Origin of the sequence: Georhizobium profundi (assembly GCF_003952725.1) — a bacterium.
Lineage (GTDB): Bacteria > Pseudomonadota > Alphaproteobacteria > Rhizobiales > Rhizobiaceae > Georhizobium > Georhizobium profundi.
In genome coordinates this window covers 3,924,768-3,943,848 of the sequence record NZ_CP032509.1, presented here as the reverse complement: position 1 = coordinate 3,943,848, position 19,081 = coordinate 3,924,768, and the positions used below count along the sequence as shown (strand labels likewise).

The following is a 19,081-nucleotide window of genomic DNA, read 5'->3' as shown; positions in this document are numbered from 1 at the left end:
GCGCATGCCTGTCAAAAACAAGAAAATTCCAAGGACCATCTTCATGAAGAATTCTGTGTTTGCGGTTGTCGCGGCTTTGCTGGCAGCCACCCTTTACCACCAGTCCGCATCCGCTGAGGGCCTGCTGTGCGCCCCGCGCGGGACGTTTGCCGACAATCACGCAAGTTATGCCGCGCCAACCCGGATGGAAGCCGACTACGGCAATTTCAACGATGCGCCGCGCTTCTATCACACGTCCGGTGCGGTCGGTCGCTGACTGGCTCACATCGCGCTCTCGAAAAAGTTTCAAAAGAAAGTCGTCACACAGCGTTCACAGTTTGCGCACTGACAATCCTCCCAGAGGCGCACCAAGTTACAGTCATGGAGCAGGGCAAAAGCTTTGAGCCCTCTGTTACGCTCACTGATCAAAGAAGAAGAATAGAAAGGCCACTAAAATGAAAAATTCTGTGTTTGCACTTGCCGCCGCCGTCATTGCAGCTTCTGCATCGGTCGCCGTTGCTCAGACGCCAATCTCCGAGTTCCGTGGACCCGTAGGTGCTGATGCCACAACCTACTCGGCTGGCCCAAGCGTCGATGGTGCTTACGGCACCTTCGGTAGCGAAAACCGCTTCAACGACTTCTCTGGTCCTGTCGTCCGTCAGTAAGGCGACCAATCAGAAGGATCTCTCGGCGGCGGGCGATGAACCGTCCTCTGCCGAGTGAACAAACGTAAGAAAAAAGGAAAACGATCATGAAAAACTCTGTGTTTGCACTTGCCGCCGCCATCATCGCAACGACCGCAACGGTTGCTGCCGCTCAGACCCCGATTTCTGAGTTCCGTGGCCCGCTCGCCAATGATTACACCACCTCTTCGGGCGCCATCGGCATGGATGCTCCTGCCTCGATCATGTCCGATGAAGGTCGCTTCAACGACTTCTCCGGCCCGGTCGTCCGCCAGTAATCGTCGAACTTCCCTCATGGCCGTGACGGGTTGAGTATCTCCCCGTCACTGGCGTGGTGACCAAAAACATAAGGATCTTGAACATGAAGAACTCTGTACTCGCACTCGCAGCCGCCATCGTCGCAACCACCGCCACGGTCGCAGCCGCCCAGACCTCGATCTCCGATTTCCGCGGCCCGGTTGCAAACGACTACAATGCCGCTTCTGGCGTCGTGACGATGAACGCACCGGCAAGCTATGCAACGGATGAAGCCCGCTTCAACGACTTCTCGGGTCCGGTCGTCCGCCAGTAATCATTGGCGTCACTGAGCATCTGACCTCCAAAAGCCGTCGCTCTCCCTGGAGCGGCGGCTTTTCTTTTTAGCGGCCTCTTGCAGAGTGATGCGCTCTGCAGTAATTCCCGTCGCGGGCCACCTCTCCCCACCGAGAGGCTTACTATCTGGAAGGATAGACCGCGATGAGCAATTTCCCGACGCCCGAGTTGCGTCCGCAAAACCCCAATTTCTCCTCAGGCCCTTGCGCCAAGCGACCCGGATGGTCGCTGGACCGGTTGTCCACGGACACGCTCGGCCGCTCCCACCGTTCCAAGATCGGCAAAACGCGCCTCGCCGAGGCGATCGACCTGACGCGCGAAGTGCTGCAGGTGCCGGCCGATTACCGCATCGGCATCGTTCCGGCCTCCGATACGGGCGCTGTCGAAATGGCCATGTGGTCGTTGCTCGGCGAGCGCGGTGTCGACATGGTCGCCTGGGAAAGCTTCGGCGCCGGCTGGGTGACGGATGCCGTCAAGCAGCTGAAGATCGCCGACACCCGCAAGATCGAAGCTGCCTATGGCGAGCTGCCGGATCTGGCGTCCATCGATTTCGATCGCGACGTCGTCTTCACCTGGAACGGCACGACCTCTGGCGTGCGCGTGCCGAACGCCGATTTCATCCCCACCGACCGCCAGGGCCTGACGATCTGCGACGCGACCTCCGCGGCATTCGCCCAGAAGCTCGATTTCGCCAAGCTCGATGTCGTCACCTTCTCCTGGCAGAAGGTTCTAGGCGGCGAGGGCGGTCACGGCGTCTTGATCCTCAGCCCCCGCGCTGTCGCACGGCTCGAGAGCTACCAGCCCACCTGGCCACTGCCGAAGATCTTCCGCATGACGAAGGGCGGCAAGCTCATCGAAGGCATCTTCAAGGGTGAAACGATCAACACCCCGTCGATGCTCTGCGTCGAGGACTATGTCGATGCGCTGAAATGGGCGAAGTCCCTCGGTGGTCTCGATGCGCTTGTGGCGCGCGCCGACGCAAACGCCAAGGTGATCTTCGATTTCGTCGCCGAGACGCCGTGGATCGCCAATCTGGCGAAGGTCGACGAGACCCGGTCGAACACCTCCGTGTGCCTGACGATCGCCGATCCGGACGTCACCGCGCTCTCCGACGACGAACAGGCTGCCTTCGCCAAGGGCATCGTCACCGCTCTCGACAAGCAGGGCGTCGCCTATGACATCGGCGCCTATCGCGATGCGCCGGCCGGTCTTCGCATCTGGTGTGGCGCAACCGTCGAGACCTCCGATCTCGAAGCGCTGATGCCGTGGCTCGACTGGGCTTTCCAGGCTGAGAAGGCGACGCTCAAGGCTGCCGCCTGATCGCTTGATCGATACGGCCAGCGTTCCCGAGCGCTGGCCGATCCGCACACATCCAAAAATTCGTTCATCATTTCAGGAGGCCAGACATGGCACCGCGCGTACTCGTATCCGACGCTCTCTCCGAAACCGCCGTCCAGATATTCAAGGATCGGGGCATCGACGTCGATTTCCAGCCGAAGCTCGGCAAGGACAAGGAAAAGCTACTCGAGATCATCGGCAACTATGATGGTCTCGCCATCCGCTCGGCCACCAAGGTGACCGAAAAGATCATCGAAGCCGCTGGCAACCTCAAGGTCATCGGACGCGCCGGCATCGGCGTCGACAACGTCGATATCCCTGCAGCAAGCCGCAAGGGCATCATCGTGATGAACACGCCCTTCGGCAATTCGATCACGACGGCCGAGCACGCCATCGCGCTCATGTTCGCCGTCGCCCGCCAGCTGCCCGCGGCCGACGTTTCCACCCAAGCCGGCAAGTGGGAAAAGAACCGCTTCATGGGCGTGGAAATCACCGGCAAGACCCTCGGTGTCATCGGCTGCGGCAACATTGGTTCGATCGTCGCGACCCGCGCCATCGGCCTCAAGATGCACGTCGTCGCCTTCGATCCGTTCCTGTCGCCCGAGCGTGCAGACCAGCTGGGCGTTGAGAAGGTCGATCTGGACACGCTGTTTGCCCGCGCCGACTTCATCACCATGCACGTGCCGCTGACCGACAAGACCCGCAACATCATCAATGCGGCGGCGATCGCCAAGATGAAGGACGGCGTGCGCATCATCAACTGCGCCCGTGGCGGTCTCGTCGTGGAAGCCGATCTCGCCGAAGCGCTGAAATCCGGCAAGGTGGCCGGGGCTGGCTTCGATGTGTTCGAAACCGAGCCGGCGACGGAAAGCCCGCTCTTCGGCCTCGAAAACGTGGTCTGCACGCCGCATCTGGGCGCCTCCACGACGGAAGCCCAGGAAAACGTCGCGCTGCAGGTGGCCGAGCAGATGGCCGATTATCTCCTGAAGGGCGCCGTCACCAACGCCATCAACATGCCGTCGATCTCGGCGGAAGAAGCACCGCGCCTCAAGCCTTTCGTCAAGCTCGCCGATATGCTCGGTGCCTTTGTGGGGCAGGCGACCGAGAGCTCCATCCAGGAGGTCGAGGTTCTCTATGACGGCGTCACGGCCGAACTCAACACCAAGGCCCTGTCGTCCGCAGTTCTCGCCGGTCTGATCCGGGCGCAGGTCGCCGACGTCAACATGGTTTCGGCGCCGATCATGGCCAAGGAGCGCGGCATTCTCTTCTCCGAGGTGAAGCGCGACAAGTCGGGCATTTTCGACGGCTACATTCGTCTCACCGTCAAGACGGAGAACCAGACCCGCTCGATCGCCGGCACTGTCTTCTCCGACGGCAAGCCGCGTTTCATCCAGATCAAGGGCATCAATCTCGACGCGGAGATCGGCCGCCACATGGTCTACACCACGAACGAGGACAAGCCGGGCTTCATCGGCCTCCTCGGCACCATCTTCGGCAAGGCCGGCGTCAACATCGCGAACTTCCAGCTGGGCCGCGATGTCGCCGGCGGCAATGCGATTGCGCTTCTCTATGTCGACGGACCGGTGGACGAGAGCGTTCTGGACGAACTGCGCAGCCATCCGCAGGTTCAGTCCGCCAAGGCCCTGCAGTTCAACGTCGATTGATCTTCAACCATGGTCGCCGGCGGTCCAGCTGCCGGCGACCGAAAATGCCCATTCTGCGCGGTACATGACGGCCGGTTGTCCGATTTTATCGCGCGAAATGTTTCAATCTGCGCATGAATGCCTATCTTGTGGGTTCGAATTCACACGAAACAACGCGGTGATCGTTCTCAAGCGCGATCTCCCGAGCCGCGTTCCGCAAGAGAAAGGTCTGCGCATGGCACAGGCAAAAACCGGCGATCTCGTACGCATCCACTACACGGGTACGCTGACCGACGGCACCCAGTTCGACAGCTCCGAAGGTCGCGATCCGCTGGAATTCACGGTGGGTTCTGGCCAGATCATCCCCGGTCTCGATCAGGAAGTGCAGGGCATGGCGGTTGGTGAAAAGTCGACGGTCACGATCCCGGCCGAGCAGGCCTATGGCCCGCACGATCCGCAGAGCATCCAGCAGGTTCCGCGCGACGCGATCCCCTCGGAAGTGAACATACAGCCCGGTGCGCAGCTTCAGGCTCAGACGCAGAGTGGCCAAACCGTTCAGCTGACGGTGGTCGAAGTCGACGAGGACAGCGTGACGGTGGACGGCAACCATCCGCTGGCCGGCCGTGATCTCGTCTTCGCGGTCGAGCTGGTGGAGATCGTCAAGGCTGCGTGATCTGGTTTGACGGCGTGCTTTTCAAAAGGTCGGCTTTGCCGGCCTTTTTTGTTGGATGGGAACCACGACCGTGACCTCACGTTGATCGCCACGATCAAGTCATGGAGACAAGTGACGTGGAAAAATACCGCAAGGGCACCAAGGTCGAGTGGAAGTGGGGCAACGGCAAGGGCACGGGGAAGGTCGCCGAAAGCTTCACCGAAAAAGTCACGCGCACGATCAAGGGCGAGAAGATCACCCGCGATGCGTCCAAGGACGATCCGGCTTATCTCATCGAACAGGAAGACGGTGACCGCGTGCTGAAGGGCCACAGCGAATTGAAGAAGGCCTCCTGATGCAAAACGGCGCGCCCCATGAGGAGCGCGCCGTATTTATTCACTCACTGATCGGTCTAGCCGAGGCATCTCTTCTCAGAACTCTTCCCAGTTCTCCTCGCTCGGACGAGCCGCAGCTGCCGTCGCTGCGCCACCGCCAAACGCTCCGGCTAGTCGCCGTCCGAGCGCACGAGCAGGTGAGGGACGTGAGTTCGTGCTGGCGCTGACATGCGCAGGGCCCCTGGCTTTGGCGACCCGTGACGGCGTGGGTTGGCTCGGGGCAAGCTTGGATGCAGCGTCGTCCCCCATCCTGAACTGTGAAAGCAGCGCGTTCAGCTCGGCCGCTTCCCGGGCGAGATTATGGCTTGCAGCCGTTGACTGCTCCACCATCGCGGCGTTCTGCTGCGTACCCTGATCCATCGTGTTCACGGCGCTGTTGATCTCACCGAGCCCGATCGATTGTTCCTTGGCGCTCTCCGCGATCGCGGCAACATGTGCGTTGATCTCCTGAACCTCGGTCACGATTGCCTGCAGCGCATCGCCGGTGCGGCCGACGAGATCGACGCCCTGCTTGACCTGATCGCCGGATGAGCTGATCAGCGTCTTGATCTCGCGGGCCGCCGAAGCGGAGCGCTGGGCAAGCTCCCGCACTTCCTGGGCGACGACGGCAAAGCCCTTGCCGGCATCACCGGCTCGGGCCGCTTCAACACCGGCATTCAGTGCAAGCAGGTTGGTCTGGAACGCGATGTCGTCGATCAGGCCAATGATGTTGGCGATCTCGACCGATGAGTTCTCGATCTTTTCCATCGCGTGCACGGCATCGCGCACGATGGCGCCCGAGCGCTCGGCACCGTCCTTGGTGCGCGCCACCAGCTGGCGTGCCTCTTCGGCGCGGCGTGCGCTGTCCTTGACTGTGGTCGTGATTTCTTCAAGAGCCGCTGCCGTTTCTTCGACCGAGGCTGCCTGCTGCTCCGTGCGGCGGGACAGATCGTCAGCCGCCGACTGGATCTCGCGCGAACCGGCATCGATGCCGCGCGCATTCTCGCCAACCGCCCGCATCGCGTCATCGAGCTTGGCGACCGAGTGGTTGAAGTTCTCGCGCAGCACATCGAGCTGGCCGCTGAACCGGGTGTCGATGCGATAGAGCAGATTGCCATCGGCAAGTTCGCTCAGCGCCTGACCGATGCCGTCGATGGCGAGTTGCACCTCTTCTGCGTGGCGACGGCGGGTCAGTTCGTTGTCGCTGCGCTCGGCGTCGATCTGCGCCTGTTGTTCGGCCTTGCTGCTTTCCAGCAGGTTGCGGTCGATGACCGACTGGCGCAACAGCACGAGCGCCTTGGCCATCTCGCCGATCTCGTCCCGACGGTCGATGTGCGGCACGTCCGTCGACGTATTGTTCTCCGCCACTTCACGCATGACCGATTTCAGTTCCATGACGGGCGTGGCGATCGAGCGGCTGATGAAGAAGGCGCTGGCGAGCGTAAGAAGCGCTGCAAAGAGGATGGTCCCTGCCGCAACCGAGGTCTCCTGCACGAGAAGCGCCTGCAGGTCGTCCGCATAGACGCCGTTTCCAACAACCCAACCCCAAGGCGCGAAGCCGGCGACATGGGAGTATTTCTCAACCGCTTCCTCGAACCCAGGCTTTGGCCAGTAATATTCGACGAAGCCCGAGCCATTGGCCTGAACGACGTCCACGAACTCCTGGAAGAAATACTTTCCCGTCGGGTCCTGCATGCCGCTGACATCCTGACCCACGAGTTTCTCGTTGATTGGGTGTGCGACCATGATGTGGTTCATGTCGTTGACCCAGAAATAGCCGTCGGCACCGTAACGCACGGCCATGACAGCGCGCAGAGCCCCCGCTTGCGCTTCTTCCTGGCTCATCGCGCCGGACTGTTCGGCAGCGTGAAAATTCTGGATGATGGTGATGGCGGCGTCGTTCATCTGCGCAAGTTTTGCCTTGCGCTCCTCGACGGTGGAATTAAAGCCTACATAGGTTTGATAGGCGACAGCCGCCGCCATGATGACGAGTGCCAGGCACGCCAGCAGATAGATGCGTGCCCCAATTTTCAATGATTTCACGATCCCGACCCCTTGATGGTAGAGACCGCAATCTTATGGATTCCGGTTAATCAACGCTTATCGCACCATCTACAAATTGGCGGTCTTACTCGTGGACATATAAGAACGCTTGTAATCGACCCGACCAGTGAAGCTTTGCACAGGACTATCCAAAAATGCCCAACTATCAGTGGCGCCGCGCCGTGCCCGATGACGTCCCGCACATCGCCGAAATTTCGTCCATCGCGCTTGCGGGATATCCGGAGGAACCAGCGATTTTCCACGAGCTTCTCGCGCTGGCGCCGGGTGGCTGCTTTGTGATGGAAATGGATGGAGTGATCGTCGGTTATCTGGTCGGGCACCCATGGATGAAGGGCCGCCCGCCGGCGCTAAACCAGACGATCGGCACGCTGCCGGAACGTCCGGATTGCTGGTACCTCCATGATCTCAGTCTGCTGGAAGAGGCACGCGGCTTTGGCGCGGCACGCGAAGCCGTGCAGCTTGCGGCAGAAGCGGCGCGGGCAGCAGGCCTGGACGACGTGGCGCTGGTGGCGGTCAATGGCGCAGGCGGTTTCTGGCGCGCCCAGGGCTTTGAGCCGTTGGAGCCGCAAGCGGGACCCGACGGCATCGCAAGCTATGGCGACGACGCGATCTACATGGAGCGCCGAGCCTGATCGTCAGGCCTTACGCGACTTTGGGCTTGCCCTTTTCGGCGATCGCGATGCCGCCGAGAACGAGCCCCAGCCCGACCAGGTGGAACGGATAAAGCTGTTCACCGACGACGGCGACCGCGAGCACCGTTCCGAAGATCGGCACCAGATTGACGAACAGGCCGGCGCGGTTGGCGCCGATGATCTCGTTTCCGCGGATATAGAGCGCCTGCGCCACGAGTGAGGGCAGGATCGCCGTGAACAGAATGATTGCCCAGCCGGTCGCATCCGGCGTGATCATGCTGTCGGTTGCCGCTTCCGCGATGGCGAGCGGCAGCGCACCGAGCGCTGCTCCGAGGCAGAGAACCGCCATCAGGCTCAGCCAGTGGATCGGCGGCTTCCAGCGAAGCGCAACCGTGTAGCCACCGTAGAAGACGATGGCGACCAGCATCAACGCGTCGCCCCGGTTGAGCTGCAAGGCGAGAAGCGCGTTGAAATCGCCGCCCGACACGGTCACGGCGACACCGACCAGCGTCAAGGCAAAGCCGATGATCTGCAGGCTGCTGACCGCGATGCGCAGCAGGATGAAGTTTGCGGCGAAGATGATGAGCGGCATGCCGGCCTGCTCGATCACCGCGTTGATGGTGCTGGTGTAATTGAGCGCGAGATAGAGCGTTGCATTGAAGCCCGTGAAGCCTGCGCCGCCAAGCAGCATCAGATAGGTCAGGTTCTCGCGGATGACGGGCAGATCGCGCCTGATGTGCGGCCAGGCGAAGGGCAGAACCGCCAGAAGCGCAAACAGCCATCTGAAAAGCGTGAGGAGCAGCGGGCTCACATGGCCGACCGCGAGCTTGCCGGCAACGGCATTTGCGCCCCAGATCAATGCGGTCAATGTCAAAAGGATATAAGCGCGACGCTGCACGGGTGGCTGTCCTTGGACGCGGTCTTCGGAACCGCACTGTGTGGGCGTCTTCTAGACGCTTCAGTGCCCCTGAGGGAAGGGCAGATGTCCAACACAGTTGCAATCCGGGAGAGCCTGCCGCATGGGGTCGCTTTCCCGTATCCGAGTGACTATAGATGCGGCGATTTGGCTGCGGCGAGGATTCTCGGCCGCCAGTACCGCTGAAAGGGTTCCGATGGCGAATGTGGTTGTGGTCGGCTCGCAATGGGGCGACGAGGGCAAGGGCAAGATCGTGGACTGGCTCTCCGAGAGAGCTGATATCGTCGTGCGGTTTCAGGGCGGGCACAATGCCGGCCATACGCTCGTCATCGACGGAAAGGTCTACAAGCTGTCGCTTCTGCCCTCCGGCGTCGTGCGCCAGGGCAAGCTTGCCGTCATCGGCAACGGCGTCGTCATCGATCCACACGCTTTGCTGAGCGAGATGGACAAACTGGCCGGCCAGGGCCTGACGATTACGCCTGAGAACCTGCGCATCGCCGAGAACGCGACGCTCATCCTGTCGCTGCACCGCGAACTGGATGGTCTGCGCGAGGACGCGGCCAACGACACTGGTACCAAGATCGGCACGACGCGCCGCGGCATTGGCCCGGCCTATGAAGACAAGGTTGGCCGTCGCGCAATCCGCGTGCTGGATCTGGCAGATCTTGAAAGCCTGCCCGGCAAGGTCGATCGTCTGCTGACGCACCACAATGCGCTGCGCCGTGGCCTCGGTCAGCCGGAAGTGAGCCAGGATGTCATCCTGGACGAACTGAAGACTGTCGCCGAGCGCTTGCTTCCCTATAGCGAAGCCGTGTGGCGGCTTCTCGACCGTGAGCGCCGCCGCGGCGCGCGTATCCTTTTCGAAGGCGCGCAGGGAACGCTGCTCGACATCGACCACGGCACCTATCCGTTCGTCACCTCGTCCAACACGGTGGCCGGCCAGGCTGCTGCCGGATCGGGCATGGGGCCGGGATCCGTCGGCTATGTGCTCGGCATCACCAAGGCCTACACGACCCGTGTCGGTGAGGGCCCGTTCCCGACCGAACAGCAAAACGAGATCGGCAACTTTCTCGGCGAACGCGGCCATGAGTTCGGCACCGTCACGGGGCGCAAGCGCCGCTGCGGCTGGTTTGATGCCGTGCTCGTGCGCCAGTCCGTTGCGACCAACGGCATCTCCGGCATCGCGCTCACCAAGCTCGACGTTCTCGATGGTCTCGATGAACTGAAGATCTGCGTCGGCTACGAGCTTGATGGTGAAACCTATGATTACCTGCCGGCCAGCCAAGGCCTTCAGGCTCGGGTCAAGCCGATCTACGAGACGCTCGAAGGCTGGAAAGAATCGACGGTCGGCGCACGGCGCTGGAGCGATCTTCCTGCGCAGGCAGTGAAATACGTGCGGCACATCGAAGAACTTATCGGTGCACCTGTCGCTCTTCTTTCCACCAGCCCGGAACGCGATGACACGATACTTGTGACCGATCCGTTTGAAGACTAGTTTGCGGACCAGGGACGCAGTGCGTCGCACGGATTTACCGGCGGCCGACAAGAAAGACAGAGCTTCCGAATGGCGGACTTCGTAGCAGTCATCAAACGTGCCGTTGACGGTCTGGCGGAAAAGTCGCCGGACATGCGCGCGCGTGTCTATGACAAGGCAAGAACCGCTGTTCGGCGGCAGCTCGAAAACATGTCGCCGCGGCCTTCCGATCAGGCGATTGAAAGCCAGCTTGCAAAGCTCGAAGATGCCGTCGCAAAGGTGGAAGCCGACTACGCCGAGCCGGTCCTGAACGAGGAAGACCTGGTCTTCACCGACGAGGACTGGAACGCGCCGCAGGAACCGCTTGCGGCGGGGCCAGCAGTGGAAGAGGTTCCCGAGCCCGAGCCCGAGCCCGAGCCCGAGCCCGAGCCCGAGCCCGAGCCCGAGCCCGAGCCCGAGCCCGAGCCCGAGCCCGAGCCCGAGCCCGAGCCCGAGCCCGAGCCCGAGCCCGAGCCCGAGCCCGAGCCCGAGCCTGAGCCTGAGCCTGAGCCTGAGCCTGAGCCTGAGCCCGAGCCCGAGCCCGAGCCCGAGCCTGAGCCCGAGCCTGAGCCTGAGCCTGAGCCTGAGCCTGAGCCGGTGGCTGCCGTCGAACCCGAACCAGTTGTCGTCGAGCAGGAGCATCAGCCGGAGCCGGTGCACGAGCCGGCCGTGGTGGCTGAGGAGAAATGGCACACACCGGTTTCCGAGGCGCCAGCCGCACCAGTCGATGCGGCTCCGGAAGAGCCTGCACAGCCCGCTCCTCAGGTTCCAGTCGAGAGCGAGAAGACGGCGAAAGCCGTTCAGCCCACGCCGGTTCCCTTCGGCAGCTACGCGATAGGGCGCGCGCCGACATTTCCGATGCCGCCGCGTGGGTTCGAGCCGGTTGCCGAGAAGCCGGTGAACGAAGGTGGCTTCCGGCCGAGCCGTTATCAGTCCGGTTTCCCCACGGCGCGCAAGGACGAGGAACAACCGGTCGAGCAGGTCGCCGTCGAAGCTGCACCTGAACCGATCGACGCGACCCCGCCGATCCCGGAACACGTCGAGCCCGTCGCCATCGAGCCTGTGGACGAGGTGACAGCCGCGTCGACGGACGAAATCGCTGCGCCGCCGCCTGCCGAGCCGGTTTTCGAGACGGGGCTTGACGAACCCATCGAAGACGAAAAATCGGAATCCCCGGCTCCTGCCATTCCTGTTGTGGCCGCAGCGGCAGCCGCAGCCTGGACGCCTGCCCAGTCACAGGACGATGTGCTGAACCAGTGGCTTGAAGCGGAGGCAGGCCGGCCGGACAACGCATCGCGCAACACCGAGCAGCCCGCCGAAGACCTGTTTGCGACCGAATGGGAAGCGCAGGCGCGCGCCGAAGGCGAGGAGCCTCTCGGTGAGCCGACGCGAACGGGCGCGAAGCCCGAGCTGCGGCCTGCTGCCAGGCTGGATGAGGAATTGACCGTCGCGGCAGGCGAGGAGCGGACGTCGCCGACGACGCCGCCCGTCCAGCCGCGCCGTGCCCATCGCGCCGTTCCGAAAAGCGGCAGCAAGCGACCACTGATTATCGCCGTGGTCGCGCTTCTAATCGTCGCGGGCCTGGCCTTTGCCGGATATACTCAGCGCGACGCTCTCGTTGCGCTCTTCGACGGCGGCGATACCCAGACGACCGAGACCCCCGCAGAGCCGGAAATCGCCACCGATCCCGAGACCGAAGTGGCGCCCGCCGAGGAAGAAGTCGCGACCGCGCCTGCTCCAGTCCAGGAAGAGCCGGCACAGGCGGTAGGCGTGGAGAAGTTCACGCAGCGGCTGATGACCGATGGCAGCGAGCGGCAGGAAGGCCCTGGCGGAGAGCCTGAGGAAACGCCGGAAGGCCGCTCTGTCGCGCTGCAGACCGAAGCGAGCACGCCGGAAAATCTGGAGTCGCTTGCCGACGAGATTTCACCCGAGGAGGTCGCCCAGAGCGATGCCGCTGCCGATGCCGCCACGCAGCCAAGCGATGCAGAGGAAGTGGCTCAGCAAAACGACGGTCAACCAAGCGTCGGCCAGTCCATGTTTCTTTACGAGGAGCGCATCGGCCAACGCGGACCGACGGCACTCGAGGGCAACGTCGTCTGGAGCATCGTGACGGAATCACCTGGCGGTGACGCACAGCCGGAAGAAGCCATACGCGGCGAGATTTCGGTTCCCGAAAAAGAGCTGACCGCGCTCATCACCATTCGCCGCAACGCGGACCCTTCGCTGCCGGCGAGCCACCTGATCGAACTCGTCTTCTCGCTGCCCGCCACCTTCGAAGGCGGTGGCATCGAGTCGGTCCAGCGCGTTGCTTTCAAGGAGTCTGAGCAGGACCGTGGCAACGAACTGATCGCCGTTCCGGCACGCATCACCGACGACTTCTTCATGGTGGCGCTGAACGACTATGCTGAGGCCGTCGCGACCAATCTGCAGCTCATGCGCGAGCGCGAGTGGATCGACATTCCGGTTGTCTACGGCAATGGCCGCCGTGCTTTGCTGACGCTCGACAAGGGCACGGCCGGCGCCGACGTCTTCAATCGCGCCATCCAGATCTGGCAGCGCCGGTCCGGCAGCTCCGCCGGCTAAGACCGGTACCGCCTGGACATGGCCGGTCGCTGAACGAGCTTCAGTGCTTGAAGGCTGTGCGTCATGCGGTTGCGGAACGACCGAGCGGGTTACGGCAGCGTGTCGATCGGCCTTCACTGGCTGATCGCACTCGTTTTCCTGGCGCAGATCCTGCTCGGCGTTGTCATGACGCGAATTTTGCCGGAAACGGCTGTCGCGACGTTCTGGGCCTATCAGTGGCACAAGAGCTTCGGCCTTCTGCTTCTTCTCTTGAGCGCGCTACGACTGGTTTGGGTGCTGGTTGAAACAAGGCCAGTGAACCTGAATGTTCGCGGTTCGGTGCTGGCGGCACACGTGGTGCATCGCTCCCTGCTCTTTGCCCCGATCCTCATCGCGTTTGCAGGATGGATCATCGTGTCGGTTTCGCCGCTGGCCGTCCCGACCTTCGCCTTCAACCTTTTCGTCGTGCCGCATCTGCCACTCGTTCCCGGCGACGATGCGGAAAGGCGGGCGATCGCCGTGCATCGCTGGCTCGCCTATGGCACGGCGATCGTCGTCGCCATCCACATCGCTGCCGCCCTCATGCATCATTTCCGGTGGCGGGATGGCACGATGGCGCGAATGCTGCCGCGGTGCCGCCAATCTGCCGGAAACGACCGGTAGAACGAACGGGATTGAGCTCTGGAGGATGCTGCCATGCGTGCGTGGGTAATCGGAGCAATGGCTGTCGCCGGTGCGACGCTATACGGCCCTACCGCCGTCTCACCGTCATTCGCGATCACTTTGGAAGAGGCAGCGGGCAGCTACCGGGTGGCCGACAATTCGCAGATCCGGTTCTCGGTCGGCCAGGTTGGCGGCGGCGGCATTGCCGGCGAGTTCGCGACATTCACCGGAACGTTGCAACTGAATGCCGCCGATCCATCCCGCTCGGTCGTGATCTTCGATCTCTATCCGGAAAGTGTGTCGACCGGCCAGCAGCGTATCGATGACTTTCTGCGCTCGGCTGCGGTGTTCGATACCGCAAATTATGACGTCGTGAGTTTCCGATCGATCGACGTCAGGCTGACCGGGCCAGATACGGCGGTCGTCCACGGCATCGTCACGGCACGCGGCAAGAGCGCCGAAGCCGATTTCGACGTGGCGCTCACAGGCGAGGGGCCGGGGTCGCTGCAGTTTCGGGTAACGGGCGACATCATGCGGTCGCCTTTCGGCATGGAAGTCGGCACGCCGATCTATTCGAACGTCGTCCGCTTCGACATGCAACTGGAGACGATGCGCCGCTGAGCGGCGCATCGCTTAGTGGGTGTTTAAGCGTCTTCGACGACGCGGAGAGCCTTGGCGCGCTCGGCGGCGGTCTTCTTCACCGCCTCCTGCACCTTCTCGAAAGCACGGACTTCGATCTGGCGCACGCGTTCGCGGCTGATGTCGAACTCGCCGGAAAGGTCTTCCAGCGTGATCGGGTTCTCCGAAAGCCGGCGGGCCTCGAAAATACGACGCTCGCGCTCGTTCAGCACGTTGAGCGCGCCGGCGAGCATGGAGCGGCGATCGTCGAGCTCGTCCTGCTCGATCAGCATGTCTTCCTGGCTTTCGCTGTCGTCAACGAGCCAATCCTGCCACTGACCGGATTCGCCTTCTGTTGCGCGGATCGGCGCGTTGAGCGACGCATCGCCCGAAAGACGGCGGTTCATCGAGACGACCTCGTCCTCGGAGACGTTGAGCGTCGTCGCAATGTGGGAAACTTGGTCAGGCCGCAGATCGCCTTCCTCCAGTGCCTGCATCTTGCCCTTAAGCTTGCGCAGGTTGAAGAAAAGCCGCTTCTGGTTGGCGGTCGTGCCCATTTTCACGAGCGACCACGAACGCAGAATATACTCCTGAATGGACGCCTTGATCCACCACATGGCGTAAGTCGCCAGGCGGAACCCACGCTCCGGATCGAACTTCTTGACGGCCTGCATGAGGCCGACATTGCCCTCGGAAACGACTTCGCCGATCGGCAGGCCATAACCGCGGTAGCCCATCGCGATCTTCGCCACTAGACGAAGGTGGCTGGTCACCAATCGGTGGGCAGCTTCGCGGTCGCCATGCTCCTGATAGCGCTTGCCGAGCATGTATTCTTCCTGCGGCTGCAGCATCGGGAACTTGCGGATTTCTTCGAGGTAGCGGTTGAGGCCGCCTTCACCGGAAGAAATGGATGGCAATGTATTGCGGGCCATATGAGCACCCTTTCCAAATGTTTTTTGGCCCCCACATACGCTTGGGCAGGCCAATTATGTCATGTCGTCTGTCGACCGACACGCTTTGAGTTTAGAGATAAATACGGCCGAAACGCGGATCAAGCGGTGTTACCGCAAACGCAAATGCGTGAACGCTCCGTCAATGGTCGTGACGGTAACCGCCGATCGCGTGCTTTGTTTCAGCTGGCTCGCGGAATTTGCCGAAACGCGTCGATCAACCCGGCGAGATCGGCGGGCACGGGCGCTTCGAACCGCAAGTCCTCACCCGTCACGGGATGTTCGAACGCCAGAAGGAAGGCGTGGAGCGCCTGGCGGGGAAAGCTGTCGACCTTAACCTTGAGATCTGTTGGCAGCCGGTTCGACTTCGTCCGCATCGCAGCGCCATAATCCTGGTCACCGATCAGCGGATGGCCGATATGGGTCATGTGCACGCGAATCTGGTGTGTGCGACCAGTTTCCAAGCGGCATTCGACGAGGCTCGCCAGAGCGGTGGCGTCATTGGCGGCGCCGAAGCGATCGGTGACGCGGAAATGCGTGATCGCTTCCTGGGCGTCGCCGCTCAGATCCTTGCGCACGGCGCGGCGCACGCGGTCATTGCTGCGTCCGAGCGGCGCGTCGATCGTGCCCGCCATCCGGTCCGGCTGACCCCAGACGAGCGCCACATAGGCGCGCTCGAGGCTGCCCGTGCGGCCGTGGTCTGCAAACTGTGCGGCGAGACCCTTGTGGGCGGCGTCGTTCTTGGCGACCACCATCACGCCGGTCGTGTCCTTGTCCAGCCGATGCACGATGCCTGGCCGGCGAACGCCACCAATGCCGGAAAGACTGTCGCCGCAGTGATGGATCAGCGCATTGACCAGAGTGCCCGTCCAGTTGCCGGCCGCCGGATGAACGACGAGGCCCGCCGGCTTCATGATGACGATGAGATCGTCGTCTTCGTAGAGGATGTCGAGCGGGATCGCTTCGCCCTGCGGCTCGGGATCTTCCGCCGGCGGGATGTCGACCACGACGGTGTCGCCGGGTCTGATCTTCTTGTGCGGATCGGTGGCAGGCTGGCCGTTCAGCGTCACCGCGCCTTCCTTGATCAGCGCCTTTAGGCGGCTGCGAGAAAGGTCGTCGCCGAACTCGGCGGCAAGCCAGACATCCAGCCGTCCGCTGGCCTCTTCGCCCGCCGTCAGCACTTTCTTATCGGATGTCGCTTCGTTAAAGGGTTCGGCCATGACACTGATTGAAAGGCGGCTTGGCCGCGTGAAGGGTTGACGATGTCGAAGATGGAAACGCCGCCGGAGCTTGAAGAACAGCCGCTCGATCCGGAGGTTGAAAAGGTTCGGCGCAAGATGGTGCGCCTCCTTGCCGTATCCATCGGCATCATGTTCATCGGCGTTATGGCCGTGCTGGTCGCCATTGTCTATCGGATTTCCGAAACGGACGAGGCGGAGGTGGCGATGCCGTCGTCCGGAGACACGATCTTCCCTGCCGAAGGTGCGGTCGCGACAGCGGAAGCAACCTTGCCGGATGGCTTCACGGTTTCCACGGTTTCGCTCGACGGAAGCCGCATTCTCTTCTTCGGCACGAGCGGGGAAGGCGCATCGATGGCCTATGTCTTCGACATCGTCGAGGATCGCATCGTGGCAGAGATCTCGATCGGTCAATGAACGCGTCGATCGGCCGGCGTCTGATCCGCATCGAGGACGCCGACGACCCCCGTGTCGCGCCGTTTCGCAATATCCGCGAACGGGATTTGGTCGGGCGCGAGCAGCGCTTCGTGGCGGAAGGCACCGTGGTGCTCAACGTGCTGGCGGATGTCCACGGCAAGCCCGGACGGCCATCGGCTGAAATGCTGCTCGTTCTTGAAAACCGGCTCGCCGGTATCGCGAGCCTGCTCGACCGATTTCCAGACGACGTGCCGCTGATGGTCGTTCCGCGCCCCGTGATGGATGAAATAACGGGATTTCCCATGCATCGTGGCGTCCTGGCACTTGGACGCGTACCTGACCCGGTCACAGGCGCGTCTCTCCTGTCCGCAATGCCGGAAAGCGCGTTGGTGCTGGTCGCGGTCGGCATCTCGAACCACGACAATATGGGTGCACTGTTTCGCAACGCTGCCGCCTTCGGCGCCGACGCGCTGCTCCTGGATGGGCAAAGCTGCGACCCGCTTTACCGCAAGGCGATCCGCGTATCGGTCGGACATGCGCTGCGTGTGCCTTTTGCGCGCGAGCAAACGCCTGAGGCCTTGCTGGGAAAACTGGCAGCGGAGAATTTCGCGATTCTCACCCTGTCTCCTCGTGGGGAAACGACGATCGAGGCCGTCGCGTCAACCAGGCGCATGGCGATCGTCGTCGGCACCGAGGGTGAGGGGTTGCCGGCTGCGCTCCTAAGTCGCACGTCGAGCGTTCGCATTCGCCAGGCGCCGGGCGTCGACAGCCTCAATCTGGCGACGGCAGCCGCGCTGGCGCTCCACGATCTCGCTTTGAAGATGGGACGGCTGGGTTAGCCGACCGGGAAGCCGTTCGAGGATTATTCGTGAAGCTGGGCCGCAGCCCGGGTCGCAAGGCTCTGGCGTGCAGCGTCGAAATTCCCGCCCTGTTCGGCTTCCACATTGCCAAGGATCGCATAGATCGGAGAGGACGCGCCTTCACGGGCAGCCGTCAGGCTGATCATGCTGGCCGCGATTTCCTTGATCTCGCTTCTCAGTTCCTGGTCGCCGTCGCTATCGTTCGCAGCGACGAGCCGGTCGACGAGAGCCGTGTGGCGTGCACGCAGGCGTTCGACGCGCTGGCTGATGGCGATCTTGGAGGCCTGCGCGCTGTCTTCGCTGGAAGCGTCGTTCGACTGTCCGTTGATCTCCATCGGCAGGCCCTTTGATTGTTCGGTGCCGTTCAGCGCCACGCGGCTTTCCTCATTGAGCTTCTGGCCGGCTTTTTCGAGTGCACGCAGATCGGCCGTCGCAGTCTTGAGCCGGTCGCGAAGGCGCGCGATCTCGGCAGTGCGCCGCTCGATCGTGCTTTCCTGATCGACGATCTTCGCGAGGTTTTCGGTGAGACGAGCCTCGAGCGCAGCGCTGCGGCCTTCTTCGCGCTCAAGGCGAAACTGCAGATCCTTGCTGCGGGTTTCAGCGGCATTTGTCGCGTCGCGCAGACGCCGACGCTCTTCGACAGCCATATCGAGCGAGGAACGGAGGCTCTCCACTTCGGTCTCGCGGGTGGCAAGATCGATGCGCATTGCCTCCAGATCGCTTGAAAGGCGCCGTGTGCTGCTGCTGAGCGAGCGTCGCTCTTCTTCCACGCGTGAAAGCCGCTCTTCCGTCTCCGATAGCGCGAGCCGCAGCGCATCCGCGCGCTCACGCTCCTGGCGGTTGGAAGACCGAAGATCGGCAGCGTCGATGCTCAAGGAGTTGATCTGCTGGGTGAGCTCGGAAATCTCGCCGCGCATAGCCCCCACTTTGCTCGCCAGCTCGTCCGCTCTTTTAGATTCGCCCACGCGCCGATCGCGCTCGTTACGAAGAGAAATGGAGACGCGGCTGTTCTCGACCGCAAACGCGGCGCGCTCCATGTCGCGGGCGGCCTTGAGTTCACGGCTGCTGATCGGGACGGTCGCGTAAACGCGTTTTTCGGTGTAGCGCACGACTCGGCCGAACACGGCCGGCGCCAGGACGAGGCCGAGCAGCAGGGCTGACAAGAAGCCCAATGCAAAGAGCAATACAAACTCGACCATGGTTGCGTCAGACCAATAAGAGGGTGTCCCTACCCGAAACTGGTCTATCGCAAAACGGTTTCAAAAGAAATCACCGAGAAAGGTGAGGGTCGGTTTAGGTTAATCCCCAACCCGGCAAGCGGCTTACCGCTACCGCACTGTTTTCAAGGCAATAATTGCAACGCCAACTGGCGCAGCTGCGAGCCCCAC

General features: G+C 62.4%; 18 protein-coding genes and 2 pseudogenes. 14 read left to right on the top strand and 6 right to left on the bottom strand.

Translation table 11 applies throughout. The features are described from left to right. The first annotated feature begins 43 nt into the window (after positions 1-43). The 7 genes from D5400_RS19055 to D5400_RS19020 all read left to right on the top strand — a co-directional run bounded on the left by D5400_RS19055 (position 44) and on the right by D5400_RS19020 (position 5,242). Positions 44-256 carry a hypothetical protein gene (locus tag D5400_RS19055; RefSeq protein ID WP_126011736.1) on the top strand — a complete coding sequence of 71 codons (213 nt, stop codon included), beginning with the start codon at positions 44-46 and terminating at the stop codon, positions 254-256. A 474-nt stretch (positions 257-730) separates the two neighbouring features. Then, entirely contained in the window at positions 731-940 is a 210-nt protein-coding gene (locus D5400_RS19045) for a hypothetical protein (protein WP_126011732.1), read from the top strand. Positions 941-1,023: 83 nt separating this feature from the next. Then, positions 1,024-1,233 carry a hypothetical protein gene (locus D5400_RS19040; RefSeq protein WP_126011730.1) on the top strand — a complete coding sequence of 70 codons (210 nt, stop codon included), beginning with the start codon at positions 1,024-1,026 and terminating at the stop codon, positions 1,231-1,233. Between the two features lie 164 nt (positions 1,234-1,397). After that, positions 1,398-2,573: a phosphoserine transaminase gene (locus D5400_RS19035; protein ID WP_126011728.1), complete on the top strand. Its 1,176-nt coding sequence runs from the start codon at positions 1,398-1,400 to the stop codon at positions 2,571-2,573. 86 nt (positions 2,574-2,659) lie between these two features. Then, positions 2,660-4,255 carry a phosphoglycerate dehydrogenase gene (gene serA, locus D5400_RS19030; RefSeq protein WP_126011726.1) on the top strand — a complete coding sequence of 532 codons (1,596 nt, stop codon included), beginning with the start codon at positions 2,660-2,662 and terminating at the stop codon, positions 4,253-4,255. A 214-nt stretch (positions 4,256-4,469) separates the two neighbouring features. Next, positions 4,470-4,907 carry an FKBP-type peptidyl-prolyl cis-trans isomerase gene (locus tag D5400_RS19025; protein WP_126011724.1) on the top strand — a complete coding sequence of 146 codons (438 nt, stop codon included), beginning with the start codon at positions 4,470-4,472 and terminating at the stop codon, positions 4,905-4,907. Between the two features lie 101 nt (positions 4,908-5,008). Further along, positions 5,009-5,242 (top strand): hypervirulence associated TUDOR domain-containing protein, encoded by a 234-nt coding sequence (locus D5400_RS19020; protein ID WP_126011722.1) that lies wholly within the window; start codon positions 5,009-5,011, stop codon positions 5,240-5,242. A 75-nt stretch (positions 5,243-5,317) separates the two neighbouring features. Here the strand turns inward: D5400_RS19020 and D5400_RS19015 are convergent. Together D5400_RS19015 and D5400_RS21940 are read right to left on the bottom strand one after the other, a co-directional pair. Continuing rightward, a pseudogene (locus D5400_RS19015) lies at positions 5,318-6,670 on the bottom strand (methyl-accepting chemotaxis protein); the annotation flags it as partial. A 147-nt stretch (positions 6,671-6,817) separates the two neighbouring features. Next, positions 6,818-7,165: pseudogene (locus D5400_RS21940) on the bottom strand (cache domain-containing protein); the annotation flags it as partial. A 293-nt stretch (positions 7,166-7,458) separates the two neighbouring features. On the opposite strand from D5400_RS21940, the gene D5400_RS19010 reads away from it, so the two are divergent. Next, positions 7,459-7,956, top strand: a complete 498-nt coding sequence (locus D5400_RS19010; protein ID WP_126011720.1) for a GNAT family N-acetyltransferase — start codon at positions 7,459-7,461, stop codon at positions 7,954-7,956. A 10-nt stretch (positions 7,957-7,966) separates the two neighbouring features. Here D5400_RS19010 and D5400_RS19005 read toward each other — a convergent pair whose 3' ends face one another. Beyond that, the gene (locus D5400_RS19005; protein ID WP_126011718.1) at positions 7,967-8,854 is read right to left on the bottom strand and encodes a DMT family transporter; all 888 of its coding nucleotides are present in this window, start codon (positions 8,852-8,854) and stop codon (positions 7,967-7,969) included. Positions 8,855-9,068: 214 nt separating this feature from the next. Between D5400_RS19005 and D5400_RS19000 the strand changes: the two genes are divergently transcribed. The 4 genes from D5400_RS19000 to D5400_RS18985 all read left to right on the top strand — a co-directional run bounded on the left by D5400_RS19000 (position 9,069) and on the right by D5400_RS18985 (position 14,231). After that, positions 9,069-10,367 carry an adenylosuccinate synthase gene (locus D5400_RS19000; protein ID WP_126011716.1) on the top strand — a complete coding sequence of 433 codons (1,299 nt, stop codon included), beginning with the start codon at positions 9,069-9,071 and terminating at the stop codon, positions 10,365-10,367. 69 nt (positions 10,368-10,436) lie between these two features. Beyond that, positions 10,437-12,968 carry a procyclic acidic repetitive family protein gene (locus D5400_RS21410; RefSeq protein WP_205665487.1) on the top strand — a complete coding sequence of 844 codons (2,532 nt, stop codon included), beginning with the start codon at positions 10,437-10,439 and terminating at the stop codon, positions 12,966-12,968. Between the two features lie 63 nt (positions 12,969-13,031). Next, entirely contained in the window at positions 13,032-13,610 is a 579-nt protein-coding gene (locus D5400_RS18990; protein ID WP_126011714.1) for a cytochrome b, read from the top strand. Positions 13,611-13,643: 33 nt separating this feature from the next. Then, a complete protein-coding gene (locus tag D5400_RS18985; RefSeq protein WP_126011712.1) occupies positions 13,644-14,231 on the top strand; it encodes a YceI family protein in 588 nt (195 codons plus the stop codon). A gap of 23 nt (positions 14,232-14,254) precedes the next feature. Here D5400_RS18985 and rpoH read toward each other — a convergent pair whose 3' ends face one another. Next, on the bottom strand, positions 14,255-15,160 hold the full coding sequence (gene rpoH / locus D5400_RS18980; RefSeq protein ID WP_126011710.1) for an RNA polymerase sigma factor RpoH: 906 nt from the start codon (positions 15,158-15,160) through the stop codon (positions 14,255-14,257). Positions 15,161-15,360: 200 nt separating this feature from the next. After that, positions 15,361-16,398, bottom strand: a complete 1,038-nt coding sequence (locus D5400_RS18975; RefSeq protein ID WP_126011708.1) for an RluA family pseudouridine synthase — start codon at positions 16,396-16,398, stop codon at positions 15,361-15,363. 42 nt (positions 16,399-16,440) lie between these two features. On the opposite strand from D5400_RS18975, the gene D5400_RS18970 reads away from it, so the two are divergent. Both D5400_RS18970 and D5400_RS18965 read left to right on the top strand, forming a co-directional pair. After that, entirely contained in the window at positions 16,441-16,833 is a 393-nt protein-coding gene (locus D5400_RS18970; RefSeq protein ID WP_126011706.1) for a hypothetical protein, read from the top strand. Then, complete coding sequence (locus D5400_RS18965; RefSeq protein WP_126011704.1) at positions 16,830-17,672, top strand: TrmH family RNA methyltransferase; 843 nt, start codon at positions 16,830-16,832, stop codon at positions 17,670-17,672. The genes D5400_RS18970 and D5400_RS18965 overlap by 4 nt, the downstream gene beginning before the upstream one ends. Before the next feature lie 23 nt (positions 17,673-17,695). Here D5400_RS18965 and D5400_RS18960 read toward each other — a convergent pair whose 3' ends face one another. Beyond that, complete coding sequence (locus tag D5400_RS18960; RefSeq protein WP_126011702.1) at positions 17,696-18,892, bottom strand: coiled-coil domain-containing protein; 1,197 nt, start codon at positions 18,890-18,892, stop codon at positions 17,696-17,698. Positions 18,893-19,081 lie beyond the last annotated feature (189 nt).